Source organism: Paenibacillus sp. S-12, assembly GCF_030363895.1.
Lineage (GTDB): Bacteria > Bacillota > Bacilli > Paenibacillales > Paenibacillaceae > Paenibacillus_B > Paenibacillus_B alvei.
The window spans coordinates 70,765-84,522 of the sequence record NZ_JASIUF010000013.1 but is presented as its reverse complement, the minus strand read 5'-3'; the positions used below and the strand labels follow the sequence as shown (position 1 = coordinate 84,522).

The 13,758-nt window shown below is 48.1% G+C and carries 15 protein-coding genes and 1 riboswitch; all 15 genes read left to right on the top strand.

The window, feature by feature from the left end; genetic code table 11:
* Positions 1 to 8 precede the first annotated feature (8 nt).
* The 15 genes from NO352_RS12935 (at position 9) to scpB (ending at position 13,727) form a co-directional block, all read left to right on the top strand.
* Positions 9 to 1,241 (top strand): D-alanyl-D-alanine carboxypeptidase family protein, encoded by a 1,233-nt coding sequence (locus tag NO352_RS12935; RefSeq protein ID WP_289355842.1) that lies wholly within the window; start codon positions 9 to 11, stop codon positions 1,239 to 1,241.
* Between the two features lie 91 nt (positions 1,242 to 1,332).
* Positions 1,333 to 1,686 carry an anti-sigma F factor antagonist gene (gene spoIIAA / locus NO352_RS12930; protein WP_005546801.1) on the top strand — a complete coding sequence of 118 codons (354 nt, stop codon included), beginning with the start codon at positions 1,333 to 1,335 and terminating at the stop codon, positions 1,684 to 1,686.
* A complete protein-coding gene (gene spoIIAB, locus NO352_RS12925; protein WP_005546803.1) occupies positions 1,683 to 2,138 on the top strand; it encodes an anti-sigma F factor in 456 nt (151 codons plus the stop codon). Before spoIIAA ends, spoIIAB begins: the two co-directional genes overlap by 4 nt.
* A gap of 11 nt (positions 2,139 to 2,149) precedes the next feature.
* Entirely contained in the window at positions 2,150 to 2,905 is a 756-nt protein-coding gene (gene sigF / locus NO352_RS12920; RefSeq protein ID WP_005546805.1) for an RNA polymerase sporulation sigma factor SigF, read from the top strand.
* Between the two features lie 100 nt (positions 2,906 to 3,005).
* Positions 3,006 to 3,656 (top strand): stage V sporulation protein AA, encoded by a 651-nt coding sequence (locus NO352_RS12915; protein WP_005546810.1) that lies wholly within the window; start codon positions 3,006 to 3,008, stop codon positions 3,654 to 3,656.
* Positions 3,649 to 4,086 (top strand): stage V sporulation protein AB, encoded by a 438-nt coding sequence (locus tag NO352_RS12910; protein ID WP_005546811.1) that lies wholly within the window; start codon positions 3,649 to 3,651, stop codon positions 4,084 to 4,086. The genes NO352_RS12915 and NO352_RS12910 overlap by 8 nt, the downstream gene beginning before the upstream one ends.
* A 64-nt stretch (positions 4,087 to 4,150) precedes the next feature.
* Positions 4,151 to 5,812: a spore germination protein gene (locus tag NO352_RS12905; protein ID WP_289355841.1), complete on the top strand. Its 1,662-nt coding sequence runs from the start codon at positions 4,151 to 4,153 to the stop codon at positions 5,810 to 5,812.
* Between the two features lie 183 nt (positions 5,813 to 5,995).
* The gene (lysA, locus tag NO352_RS12900) at positions 5,996 to 7,327 is read left to right on the top strand and encodes a diaminopimelate decarboxylase (protein ID WP_040735830.1); all 1,332 of its coding nucleotides are present in this window, start codon (positions 5,996 to 5,998) and stop codon (positions 7,325 to 7,327) included.
* 197 nt (positions 7,328 to 7,524) lie between these two features.
* On the top strand, positions 7,525 to 7,962 hold the full coding sequence (locus NO352_RS12895) for a peptidylprolyl isomerase (protein WP_005546816.1): 438 nt from the start codon (positions 7,525 to 7,527) through the stop codon (positions 7,960 to 7,962).
* A 167-nt stretch (positions 7,963 to 8,129) separates the two neighbouring features.
* Positions 8,130 to 8,289, top strand: a riboswitch (FMN riboswitch).
* A gap of 315 nt (positions 8,290 to 8,604) precedes the next feature.
* The gene (gene ribD / locus NO352_RS12890; RefSeq protein WP_268599702.1) at positions 8,605 to 9,771 is read left to right on the top strand and encodes a bifunctional diaminohydroxyphosphoribosylaminopyrimidine deaminase/5-amino-6-(5-phosphoribosylamino)uracil reductase RibD; all 1,167 of its coding nucleotides are present in this window, start codon (positions 8,605 to 8,607) and stop codon (positions 9,769 to 9,771) included.
* Entirely contained in the window at positions 9,752 to 10,429 is a 678-nt protein-coding gene (ribE, locus tag NO352_RS12885) for a riboflavin synthase (RefSeq protein WP_289355840.1), read from the top strand. Before ribD ends, ribE begins: the two co-directional genes overlap by 20 nt.
* Before the next feature lie 20 nt (positions 10,430 to 10,449).
* Positions 10,450 to 11,688: a bifunctional 3,4-dihydroxy-2-butanone-4-phosphate synthase/GTP cyclohydrolase II gene (locus NO352_RS12880; RefSeq protein ID WP_040735831.1), complete on the top strand. Its 1,239-nt coding sequence runs from the start codon at positions 10,450 to 10,452 to the stop codon at positions 11,686 to 11,688.
* Positions 11,689 to 11,770: 82 nt separating this feature from the next.
* Positions 11,771 to 12,238 (top strand): 6,7-dimethyl-8-ribityllumazine synthase, encoded by a 468-nt coding sequence (ribH, locus tag NO352_RS12875; RefSeq protein ID WP_005546822.1) that lies wholly within the window; start codon positions 11,771 to 11,773, stop codon positions 12,236 to 12,238.
* A 69-nt stretch (positions 12,239 to 12,307) separates the two neighbouring features.
* On the top strand, positions 12,308 to 13,102 hold the full coding sequence (locus NO352_RS12870) for a segregation and condensation protein A (RefSeq protein ID WP_005546824.1): 795 nt from the start codon (positions 12,308 to 12,310) through the stop codon (positions 13,100 to 13,102).
* Positions 13,071 to 13,727: an SMC-Scp complex subunit ScpB gene (gene scpB / locus NO352_RS12865; protein ID WP_289355838.1), complete on the top strand. Its 657-nt coding sequence runs from the start codon at positions 13,071 to 13,073 to the stop codon at positions 13,725 to 13,727. Before NO352_RS12870 ends, scpB begins: the two co-directional genes overlap by 32 nt.
* The last annotated feature ends 31 nt before the right edge of the window (positions 13,728 to 13,758 follow it).

The following is a 13,758-nucleotide window of genomic DNA, read 5'->3' as shown; positions in this document are numbered from 1 at the left end:
GACAATCTGTGAACAAATGGCTGTGTGCTAGTCTTAGCCTTTTATTCGCTGCCGCTTGTATATTGCCTGCTACGGCGAACGCATCTTATGCACGAGCAGACTTGCCGCCTTGGACGAATTCGGAAACGCCAAGCCAAGCAACATCCTCTGCTGCGCCGGAAGCCCAATTGGCGGATAACGCGCGCTCAGCGGTGCTTATGGATGCGGAAACAGGAACGGTGATCTTCGAGAAAAATAGTCACGATAAGCTTCCACCAGCAAGCATTACGAAAATTATGACGATGCTGCTTGTCATGGAAGCGATTGACAAAGGCAAGCTGAAGATGACGGATAAGGTGGCGACAAGCGAGTACGCTGCGTCTATGGGCGGATCGCAAATCTTTCTTGAGCCGGGCGAAGAAATGACGGTCGAAGAAATGATGAAGGGAATCGCAATGGCTTCAGGCAATGATGCATCGGTTGCAATGGCTGAGAAGATTGGCGGTTCCGAAAAAGCGTTCGTACAGATGATGAACGATAAGGCTGCAGAGCTTGGCATGAAGGATACTCATTTTGTGAATTGCAATGGCCTCCCTGCTGAGAATCATTATACGTCAGCGCATGATATTGCCTTGATGTCGCAAGCATTGTTGAAATATCCGAGTGTAACCAAATTTACAGGTGCATATGAGGATTATTTGCGGCAGAACACCAGCAAGAAATTTTGGCTTGTCAATACGAACAAACTTGTACGGTTCTACCAAGGCGCCGATGGATTGAAAACAGGATTTACTTCAGAAGCGCGTTATTGCTTGTCAGCTACAGCAAAGCGGGACAATATGCGTGTTATTGCCGTTGTGCTTGGCGAACCGAATACAAAGACACGCAATGCAGAAGTCACTCAAATGTTCGATTACGCCTTCGCTCAATATACGAATGTTCCGCTGCTGAAAAGCGGTGATCGTATAGGAGACATTCGCGTTGAAAAAGGCATGGTCGAAAAAATAGAATTGAAGGCTCAGCGTCCATACCATGTGCTGCTCAAAAAAGGCGAGGGCACGGACAATCTGCGCTTTGAGCTTGACGGTCCGAAATCGGTTAAGGCTCCGGTGAAGGCAGGTCAGTCGCTTGGGAAACTTGTCGTATATCAAGGGGATAAGGTCGTTCGCGAATATCCTGTCGAATCTGCGGAGGAAATTGCGAAAGCTGGTTGGTGGACGCTCTTTAAGCGTACGTGCGGCAAGTTGTTTTTTGTCAATTAAAGACGGGCAGCTTCTAGTTTTGTCGGCAGGCAGGAATTGGTTATCCAATTGACGAACTGTATCGGCATCATGGGGAGGAGAGTGAGGCGCCATGAATCTGCAGGTGGAATTGGAACACCAGCGCAACGTATTAATTACCCGTCTGAGTGGGGAACTGGATCATCATACGGCAGAGCTCGTACGGATTCAGCTCGACGAAGCAATTCAACGAAAGCAAGTGAACCATGTCGTGCTAAGCCTTCGTGATTTGACGTTTATGGACAGCTCAGGATTAGGTGTCATTTTAGGAAGATACAAGCAGATCAAGGGACGAGGCGGAAAAATGGCGGTGTGCGATATGAATCCGGCAGTGCGACGTCTGTTCGAATTGTCTGGCTTGTTTAAAATTGTGCATGTTTACGATAATGAGCGCAAAGCGCTTAATGGGTTGGAGGTCGTATCATGAGTGTACAATCAGACACGAACGTAATGACGCTGCAATTTTCCAGTCGTTCCGAAAATGAGGCATTTGCCCGTGTGGCTGTGGCGGCATTTGTATCCCAGCTTGACCCGACAATGGACGAGCTGACGGATTTGAAGACGGTAATCTCTGAGGCAGTAACGAATTGTATCATCCATGGTTATGACAATGACCCTACAGGGATGGTTACGATTTCAGCCTCTATTACAGGAGAAGAAATCACGCTTACGATCTCAGACAATGGACGAGGCATAGAGGATCTTGAGCTGGCAAGACAGCCGCTGTATACGTCTAAGCCGGATATGGAACGCTCTGGCATGGGCTTCACGATCATGGAGAACTTCATGGATGAATGCGAAGTAACTACCGAGCTGGGCGTCGGAACGAGCATCCGCATGAAAAAGCGGATTGAATCGAAAAAAGCGCTCTATAATTAGGGGTTGAAGCCATGGAAGCTGATTTGAAGCAGTCGTCGCCCAATTATTTGGATGACGCGGAAGTGAAGCGTCTGATTGCGCTTAGTCAGACAGGTGACTCATTAGCAAGGGAAACACTTGTCAATTGCAACATTCGCCTTGTCTGGTCCGTCGTTCAGCGCTTTATGAATCGAGGATATGATCCGGATGATCTATTCCAGATTGGTTGCATCGGATTGCTGAAATCTGTTGATAAATTCGATTTGTCTTATGATGTGAAGTTCTCGACCTACGCGGTGCCGATGATTATCGGTGAAATTCAACGCTTTTTGCGTGATGATGGAACCCTTAAGGTAAGCCGTTCCTTGAAAGAGATGGCGAACAAGGTGCGCAAAACGAAGGATGAGCTGTCCAAGCGTCTTAATCGCCTTCCGACAATTAAGGAAGTTGCTGCCGAGCTTGGGGTATCACCGGAGGATGTTGTATTTGCACAAGAGGCGAACAAGCCGCCCACCTCTATCCATGAGACGGTGTTTGAAAATGACGGTGATCCGATTACGCTCATGGATCAAATTGCAGACGATACACAGGAAAAGTGGTTCGATAAGCTGGCGCTGAATGAGGCGATTGAAGGCTTGAGCGAACGAGAGCAGCTTATTGTGTACTTGCGGTATTATCGGGATCAGACACAATCAGAGGTTGCGAGCCGGCTCGGAATATCCCAGGTGCAGGTATCGCGGCTTGAAAAGAAAATATTGCAATCCATCAAGGCTCAGATAGCGCAATGAGCAGATGGGAGTTAAGCATTGAACCGCAGGGAATGTCCCTGCGGTTTTTTTGCTGTCCATTCATCCATACTAACGCTATGGAGGAAGGAGGGGGATCGATATGGCGACTGTGGATGGGATTCCAGAATCCGGAAGCACCTGCTACATCCGGCTGCGTAAGCAATCTTCAGTAAAGCCCGGGCATCCGATAAGATTGCAGGATGTAGCGGAAGTAATTGCAGATGACGCTTGGCATGCAAAATTAAAGGAGATTGTACTGAAGGATCCAAAACCAAGCGATGGCAATGTAGTTTTGATTGATATGATGCAAATCACTAGGTTGATTAAAGCTATATACCCGAAAATGACAATTGAATGCTTTGGCCAGCCACATACGCTTGTAGAGGTTGCTGCAACCGTGAAAAAGCCGAACGTGGCCTTGATTGTCCTCGTTTGGCTGCTGCTGTTCTTTGGTTCAGGTCTCGCCATCATGAACTTTCACGCCGATGTAAGCATGCTTCCAGTACATAAACGGATTGTCGAGCTGCTTACAGGCCGTAAGGATGCGAATCCTTTTTGGTTTCAAGCGTGCTACTCAATCGGGATAGGGTTGGGAATGGTCGTATTTTTCAATCATTTCTTCCGGAAAAAGTTCAATGAGGAACCGACGCCGCTTGAAGTAGAGATGTTCCTTTACCAAGAAAATTTGAACCAATACATGATTACTGAGGAGTACAAGCGTTTGCGCAAGGAGGATTTGAAGCGTGAGTGATTCATGGATGTATGGTCTCGCGCAGCTGCTCGCGTCCTTTGCGGGTTTAGCTGGAGGGATTACGGTCGGCGGTGCAATGGTCGCTTTATTTGTCGTACTGGACATGCTCCCTCGTCTTGCTCAGCTGACGCGTTCCTTCCATTGCTCATATTGGTTTGAGTATGCAATCATTGCGGGTACGCTGTTCTTTACCGTAACAGATTTGTGGAATATCTCCTTTTATTATGCAGGATGGTTCTCCCCATTCATTGGACTTTTGGACGGGGTATTCGTTGGGCTGCTGGCGGCAGCACTTACGGAAGTGTTAAATGTATTTCCAATACTGGCGAAGCGGCTGGGGATGACTTTTGTGCTCCCTCACCTGCTTACTGCCATGGTTATCGGGAAGGTTGTTGGTTCTTGGCTTGATTGTTTTAAATACCCGCATTGAATGAGCGAATATGAGCAGCCGAGCGCTGTTGTACAACATTACTTAACGAAGGAGGAGATTGCCGATGACAGAGCAACGTTCAGAACAAGAGGAGTCTAATAGGGACACATTACCGCCTCCTGATATGAGTTCAGGCCAAGAGCATGCCAAGGAGAAGGATGATCGGAAGCACGCCTCATCTCAGGATAAGAAAACGGAGAAGAAGAAGCAGAACGAAAAGTCCGATACGATTGAGGAATCCATCATCTATTGGCAGAACAAGGATGAAGTATCAAAAAAGCTGGACGAAACGAAGAAAACTCTCCAGCGGGTAGTCGGGCTTGGAGAGTCGTTTGATATCATTTTGCGTGAAATGGTCTTTGGTGAGCGTCGTGTAGGTTTGTTTTATTTGAACGGATTCGCCAAGGAAGAGGTCATGACTTTAATCCTGTCCCGCATGTCGTATTTAGACAAGGAAGAAATAACGCCGAATGCCCTCAAATCCTTGTTCGAGCGCTACATTCCCCACCTGCAAGTAGAGCGGGAGAATAAACTAAGCAGTATCATTAATAAGGTGCTGGCTGGTAGCAGTGCGTTCTTTATTGATCATGAATCAACCGCGATTATTGTGGATTGCAAATCCTTTCCGGTGCGAGGTCTGGAAGAACCGTCGCTCGAACGCGTTGTACGGGGGGCTCGCGATGGATTCGGTGAAACGCTGCTTACGAATGTGACCTTAGTGCGTCGACGTGTACGCGACCCAGGGCTCATGTACGAAATGGTGCAGGTTGGCCGCCGTACCCGTACAGATGTGTGCATTGCCTATATCGATGATATTGCAGACAAGCGTCAAGTGGAGTCGGTTCGTAATAAAATAAAAGCGGTGAATCTCGATGGTCTTCCTCATGCCGATAAGCAGTTGGAAGAAGCGATTATCAATAAGTTTTGGAACCCGTACCCGTTAGTGCGGTATTCCGAGCGACCGGATGTCGTAGCTTCCCACCTATTGGACGGCAGTATCGTTATATTTGTCGATACTTCGCCATCTGTTATTATTTTGCCGACGACGTTTTTCGACCTATGTCAGCATGCAGAAGAAAATCGACAAACCGCATTTATGGGAACCTATTTGCGGAGTGTACGCTTCATCGGGATTTTTGCGTCACTATTCATTCTCCCTCTTTGGCTGTTGCTTGTTATAGAACCCGGCCTGAAACCTGCCGCTATGCAAATAATTGGACCGCAGGAGACAGGGAAGATACCGCTCATCTTTCAGTTCCTCATCGCAGAGCTTGGGGTCGATTTGATGCGAATGGCAGCCGTGCATACACCGTCTCCTCTAGCCATCGCGTTAGGCTTGCTGGCCGCGATCCTTGTAGGGGATATTGCAGTAAAGACTGGGGTTTTCGTCAATGAGGTCATTTTGTATATGGCAGTTGCTGCTGTAGGGATGTTCGCGACACCGAGCTATGAATTGGGGTTGGCCAACCGTATCGTTCGGCTCGTACTGCTAATTTCTGTTGCTCTGTTCAGGGTCCCAGGACTTGTCATCGGGACAACGGTATGGCTGTTATGGCTTACCTTGCATCGCTCATACAATGCTTCATATTTATGGCCGTTTATTCCGTTCAACGCCAAGGCGATGTACAATATTCTCATTCGCCAGCCGTTTATGCTGGTGAAGACTCGCCCGAGCTTGAATCAGACGCGAGATAATACAAAGATGCCGCCTAGAACGAAGCGATAGCATCTGTGCTTGAAGGCAATGTGTTTGTCCCTTGACAACCTTTATAATGCAAATGATGGACGGAAAAATCCATTCTTTCGTGATCGAATATGCTGATATACTCGATGTAATATTTTGGCCAACAATTGGAACAGCATAAGGGGATAGACATAGAAGATCGAGTGGGAGTGGGGAGAAATGACAATGTACTTACACGGAACGAGCAGGATTAATGGGGACGGACATTTGGAAATTGGTGGTTGTGATGTTACCGAATTGAAGCATAGATTTGGTACTCCGCTATACATTTTTGACGAAGCATTAGTCAGAGAACGCTGTGCACAATACATGGATGCATTTCGTGAGTCAGGGTTGACCTTCCAAGTAGCCTATGCAAGCAAGGCATTTTGTACAACAGCAATGTGCCGCTTAGTTGATCAAGAAGGACTATCCCTTGATGTTGTATCTGGGGGGGAACTGTTCACGGCAATGCGGGCCGGATTCCCTGCACACCGCATACACTTCCATGGCAATAATAAGACGCCTGATGAAATTGAAATGGCGCTTGACGCTCGCATCGGCTGCTTCGTAGTTGATAACTTTACCGAGCTGAAGCTGCTCAACGCAATCTGCCAGGAACGCAATCAGTCAGTACCTGTGCTGCTTCGTGTTACTCCGGGTGTCGAAGCGCACACTCATGAATACATTTCTACTGGCCAGACGGATTCTAAATTTGGCTTTGATATCGGGAATGGGACTGCACTCGATGCTGTACGCCAGGCAGCGGATGCGACACACTTGGAGCTGCTTGGCATCCACTCTCATATCGGTTCTCAAATTTTTGAGACAGAAGGCTTTCAAATGGCGGTTGAGCGCGTAGCGCAATTTGCACGTAGGGTAATGGAGCAGCTTGCGATCACATTCCGCGTCGTGAACTTAGGCGGAGGGTTTGGTATTCGCTACGTGGAAGGCGACACGCCTTTACATGTCCGTGAATATGTGAAGGCAATTACTGATGCGGTGAAGCAGCACTTTGCCGGTGTAGCGGAGAGCCTGCCTGAAATCTGGGTTGAGCCAGGACGCAGCATTGTTGGAGAAGCGGGAACAACTTTATATACTATCGGCTCCGTGAAGGATATTCCTGGTGTGCGCAAATTTGTCGCTGTAGACGGCGGCATGACGGATAATCCTCGTCCTGCATTGTATGAGTCGCGTTATGAGTCTCTGCTTGCCAATCGAGCAACATGCGAGTCCACCGAAACGGTATCTATTGCAGGAAAATGCTGTGAGAGCGGAGATATGCTGATTTGGGATACTGTGCTGCCTGCGGTTCAGCAGGGCGATTTGCTTGCCGTATCCTGTACAGGTGCCTATAACTATTCGATGGCAAGCAACTATAATCGGATTCCAAGACCTGCAGTCGTGTTCGTCTGCAATGGGGAAGCAGATATTGTGGTGCGCCGTGAAACGCATGAAGATATCGTACGCAATGACTGCATTCCGGCACGCATGAGCAAGGAGCCGATGCTGAAATAACGTTTCATTGCATGGTTGTATGTGCAATTTGCATGCGGTTGAATGTACAATGAATAAGGTAGAAGTCATACACCCGAGTACCTGTATTGTCGTATACAACGATAAGACAGAAATCGGGTGTTTTCTTTTTGCTTGAAAATAACGTATAATCGGATGAGCAAGCGTGAGCATTGTACATATGGAAGGAGATAATAAATATGAGCAAATATGCAGTGATTGAATTAGAAAAAGGCGGTACGGTAAAAATTCTGCTTCATGAGCAAGATGCGCCTGGTACTGTTGCAAACTTTGAGAAGCTATCTACCGAAGGGTTCTATAACGGTTTGACATTCCACCGCGTTATTCCTGGCTTCGTAGCGCAAGGCGGATGCCCGCACGGAACAGGTACAGGCGGCCCAGGCTACACAATCAAATGTGAAACAAAAGGCAATCCGCACAAGCATGAGCGCGGTGTGCTTGCAATGGCACATGCTGGAAAGGACACAGGCGGTTCCCAGTTCTATATCACTTACGACGCATTCCCTCACTTGGACGGCGTTCATACGGTATTCGGTAAAGTGGTTGAAGGCATGGAGCTTATGGATGCTGTAAAGCAAGGCGACAAAATGAAGCAAGTAACAATCGTTGAAGAATAGAAGAGCATGAAAGGAGACGTGTGTACGGCGGGGCTGTATGCACGTCTTTTTTGCTGCTCACTGTTCGCTTAAGCAAAGCGGTAAAGCGCCGTAAGTTGCATTTTGCTAAGACAGGTGGTACACTTCTAAGTGCATATATTTATACCAAATGAATAGCAATCAAAATGACAGACCTTCAGGGCAGGGTGAAATTCCCGACCGGCGGTGATGAACGGAGACTTGCGTATGCAAGACGTTCTTAGTCCGTGACCCGGGTGGATTCGTCCACACGGTGGATCTGGTGCAACTCCAGGGCCGACAGTATAGTCTGGATGGGAGAAGGGGCGTCAGGAGAGAGGAACTTGATTTTAGTTCTTTAAAGTTCTTTTTTTCACAATTACATGGCATTTCAGGCGAATTGGAGAGGGATACCTGCGGAAGAAGCGCGAGGTTTTCTATCGTTGTATCGTCGTATTTGACATATGCTGAATGGAAATGTATCACTGATTACATCCGTGTTCTCAGTTGTCTTTGGCGTATGCAAATGAAAGTGTATTGTGAAATAAAGTACATGCCTGTAAGCTCAATCAATCATGCCCTTCGGAGGATCCGAAGGGCTTTTTTGCATTAGCCTTGATCCGTTTGTGGAAAGGAGGACAGCCAATGTCTACTGTCATCAATGATGAACTGTACATGCAGCTTGCTTTAGATATGGCAGAGCGTGTGCTTGGACAGACGGATGTAAATCCTGCTGTTGGATGCGTCATTGTCAAGGAGGGACGAGTTGTAGGTCTTGGTGCACATCTGCGCCGCGGTGAAGGCCATGCAGAAGTTCATGCATTAGCGATGGCTGGGGAAGCTGCGCAAGGTGCTACTGCATATGTCACACTTGAGCCATGCAGCCACTATGGGCGAACACCGCCCTGCTGTCTAAGGCTGATCGAATCTGGAGTTGCTCGAGTCGTAATCGCTTGTGTCGATCCAAATCCGGCAGTTGCTGGGAAAGGAATTGCACTGCTGAAACAACATGGGATTGAGGTAACGGTAGATGTACTTCGGGAACAGGGTCTAGCACTCATTGAAATGTTCGCTAAGTATATAACGACCGGTCTCCCGTTTGTTACTCTCAAGACAGCCAGTACGCTTGACGGCAAAATTGCAACGGCTTCAGGAGATAGCAAGTGGATCTCGAATGAGCAATGCCGTGAAGTGGTCCATACGATGAGGCACCGCCATCAAGCAATCATGGTGGGCATTGGCACAGTGCTTGCCGATAATCCTTCACTCACGACACGGCTGACTGTGCCAGGGGTTAGCCCGATTCGCTTAATCGTAGACTCCAAGCTACGCATCCCAGTGGAAGCCAAGGTAGTGACGGATCGTTCTGTACGCACGTGTATATTTACAACTGCGCTGGCAAGCGAGCAAAAACGGAGGGAGCTGGAGTCTCGTGGAGTAGACGTGGTCGCGTGTGGAGAAGGTGAACAGGTTAATCTGCATCAGATGATGGAATGGTGTGGCCAACATGATATTGGCTCGATACTTCTCGAAGGGGGAGGACGCCTAAATGGGGCCATGCTTAAGGAGAAGTTGATTGACAAGATCGTATTGTTTATCGCCCCTCTTATAGTTGGCGGTCAGCAAGCACCAGGCAACTTTGCGTTCGGAGGGGTGAGCCGGATGAAGGATGCATACCATCTCCAGCATATGGAGGTTGAGGTGCTCGGAGATAATGTGTGCATTAGCGGGTATCCGTTCGGCAAGCGCCAAGTAGAACAAGCTAAAAATGGCATGAAGGAGGATGACGACGATGTTCACCGGGCTCGTTGAGGAAGTTGGAAGGCTGCAATCGGTCTTGAAGCGGGGCGAAGCGATGGTGCTTCACATTCGTGCGTCTAAGGTACTGGATGGCATGAAGCTGGGGGACAGCATCGCTGTCAATGGAGTATGTCTAACGTCAACATCTTATGATGGCGTCTCTTTCATGGCAGATGTAATGCCGCAAACATTTCGCCATACGAATTTGAAGGACTTGAAGCCGGGCGATCCGGTGAATCTGGAGCGTGCAATGGCAGCAGGCGGCCGATTCGGCGGCCATATTGTACAAGGCCATGTAGATGGACTAGCAACGATCGTGAGACGAACGAGTGATGCGAATGCCGTTGTATATGAGCTGCGTGCCAGCCGACCTGAGATGGCCAAATATATGATTTCACAAGGCTCGATAACGATAGACGGGATTAGCTTGACCCTTACAAGGGCAGAGCATGGGGAGTTTTCCGTATCCATTATTCCGCATACGTTGGCACAGACTGCTCTTCAGAGCAAGATGCCGGGTGATACGGTCAACATTGAGTGTGATGTGCTCGGAAAGTATGTGGATCACTTGCTTCGTTATGGCAGGCAGGGAGCGGAAAACGACACGAAAGGAACGGATCGTTCCGGAGGTCTCAGTACGGCGTTTTTGGCAGAACACGGATTTATGTGACGATGAAAGGGGTTAACGACATGAATGAAGCATTTCATTTTGATCGGATAGAAGACGCCCTTGCTGAGTTGAAGCAGGGGAAGATAATCATCGTCGTCGATGACGAGGATCGTGAAAATGAAGGTGATTTTATCGCATTGGCTGATAAGGCAACGCCGGAAGTCATCAACTTCATGATTACAGAAGGCAGAGGATTGGTCTGTGTACCGATCTCCCAAGAGCGTGCCGATGAGCTGGAACTTCACCCAATGGTAGCCCGCAATACGGATAATCACAGTACGGCGTTTACAGTATCTATCGACCATGTTGATACGACAACAGGCATCTCGGCTCATGAACGCTCGTTGACGATTCAGAAGATGCTGGATCCTGGTGCTAAGGCAGAGGATTTCCGCCGGCCGGGACATATTTTTCCTTTAATTGCGAAGAAGGGCGGGGTATTGCGCCGCGCAGGGCATACAGAAGCGGCAGTAGATCTTGCTCGAATGAGTGGCTCCGCACCAGCTAGTGTCATCTGCGAAGTAATTAAGGAAGACGGCACAATGGCTAGACTCCCCGACCTGATGGAGCTGAAGAAAAAGCATGGCCTGAAACTGATCAGCATCAAAGATCTCATTCATTACCGGAATGAGAAAGAAAAGCTGGTTCAACGTGAGGTTGAGGTGAATATGCCAACAGCCTTCGGAGTTTTCCGGGCGATTGCGTATACGAACGGTGTGGATAACAAGGAGCATGTTGCCTTAGTGAAGGGCAGTCTTGACGATTCGAAGCCAGCTCTTGTCCGTGTCCACTCGGAGTGCTTAACTGGAGACGTTTTTCATTCGCATCGCTGCGACTGTGGCCCTCAATTTGCTGCAGCGCTTCGGCAAATCGAGAGGGAAGGGGCAGGTGTGCTGCTCTATATGCGCCAAGAGGGACGTGGAATTGGGCTGATCAACAAGCTGAAGGCGTATAAGCTGCAAGAACAGGGTTTAGACACCGTTGACGCCAACTTAAAGCTTGGATTCCCGGCAGATCTTCGGGATTACGGCATTGGAGCTCAGATATTGAAGGATCTCGGCATCCGGCAAATTCGCCTTCTTACGAACAACCCTCGCAAAATTAAGGGGCTGGAAGGCTACGGGCTAGAAGTTGTTGAGCGCGTTCCGATTCAAATGGAGGAGAACGAGGACAACACAAAATATTTGCATACAAAGGCTGCAAAACTTGGTCATATGCTTGTATTCGACGATGTGGAGCAGGATGAGCACGCTCAGTAAGCAAATGTACGGCTTGGCTAATAGAGTAGAGCTACTCACAACTTGATTATTCAACTATTTTCCTTAGAGGAGGATTTTATTAATGCCACACGTTTTTGAAGGTCACTTAGTATCCGAAGGCTTAAAATATGGTATCGTCGCAGGCAGATTCAATGAGTTTATCGTCAGTAAGCTAGTATCCGGAGCTCTCGATGCGCTCAAGCGCCATGGAGCGAAGGAAGAAGAGGTAGATATTGCCTGGGTTCCGGGTGCTTTTGAGATTCCGTTGATTGCTCAAAAGATGGCGGAAAGCGGGAAGTATGATGCTGTAATTACACTTGGCGCAGTCATTCGCGGATCTACTCCACACTTTGATTATGTGTGCAGCGAAGCAGCTAAAGGTGTTGCGCAGGTCAATATGAAGACAGGGGTTCCAACAGTATTCGGTGTGCTTACGACGGACTCTATCGAACAAGCAATTGAACGTGCAGGAACGAAGGCAGGTAACAAGGGATGGGAAGCCGCAGTTACTGCAATTGAAATGGCAAACTTGACGAATCTGTTAAAATAGTGCTTATTTAATGTAGTGCCCTTTTCAAAGGGCGCTACATTTGTTTTTTGCTCAGGAGGTTATCACGGGGTGACCGTAACGTATAAGCTGGAACAGTTTGAAGGGCCGCTCGATTTGCTCCTGCATTTAATCGACCAAGCGGAAATTAATATTCAAGATATTTCGATCAGCGAAATTACCGATCAATATATGGAATATTTGCACAATATGCAGGAATTGGAGCTCGAGATTACGAGTGAGTTTCTCGTGATGGCGGCAACGTTGCTGTCTATGAAATCACAGCAACTGCTTCCTAAGCCTCCAGTGATGGAATGGGACGACTATGAAGATTATGTGGATGATGAGCCTGATCCGCGGGCAGAGCTAATACGCAAATTGATTGAATATCGGAAGTACAAGGGAATTGCGGAGCATCTCCGGGAACGCGAGACAGAACGTAGCATGATTTTTTCCAAGGAACCAGAGGACTTAACTCCTTTTATGCCGACTGCTCCTGATAATCCGGTTGAGGGTCTACATGTATCCGACCTGATTGCAGCATTCCGCAAGGCGCTTAGCAAAGCGTCGCGCAGAGCTCAGGTCGCTACCATCCATCGGGATGAAATATCGGTTAAGGATCGGATCAAGAGTATTATTGATACGCTCCGTCCGTTCGGCAGGGGAGGCAAGATGATGTTCTCCAGCCTAATTGGCGAACATCTAACCCGTACGGAAATTGTCGTATCCTTTCTCGCGCTGCTGGAGCTGATGAAGATGAAGCAAGTTCGCTGCTATCAGGACAGCCTCTTTGAGGATATCGTAATTCAATGGAGCGGGGAGGTGGACACAGAGGATGGACTTTCAGACGTTGAAGTCGATTATTGAGGGACTGCTGTTCATGGCTGGAGATGAAGGCTTGAACATCAAGCAAATATCTGAAATTACAGAACAGCGTCCAGAGGTTGTAGAGGAAGCTGTGAATGACCTGCGTGCGGATTTTGAGCGTTCCAAGCGAGGGCTGCAAATTGTTGCCATCGCAGGCATGTATGAACTGGCTACATTGCCGGAACATGCGCCTTATTTTGAAAGGATGGCATATTCGCCCTCGCGCTCCTCGCTTTCGCAAGCAGCTTTGGAGACTTTATCTATTGTTGCCTATCGACAGCCGATAACCCGTGTTGAAATCGAAGAGATTCGTGGTGTTAAATCCGATCGTGCGATTCAGACATTAACGAACAAGGGATTAATTGAAGAGGTTGGACGAGCTGAAGCGATCGGAAGACCTATTTTATACGGAACGACAAAATCATTCTTAGATTATTTCGGATTGGCTACGCTTAAAGAATTGCCGGATTCCTCTGCATTTGAACAAATGGATGGATTAGAGGAGGAAACCCAGCTATTATTCGAGAAGTTAGATGGACGTCAATTAACAATTGAAGACGTGAAGGAAGTCGAAGAACAATTGGAAGCAGGAGTTTATGCTGATCAGGAGGAAGAGATCCGATAGGTAACTTCTGCGGACAAGCTGTTGAATATGC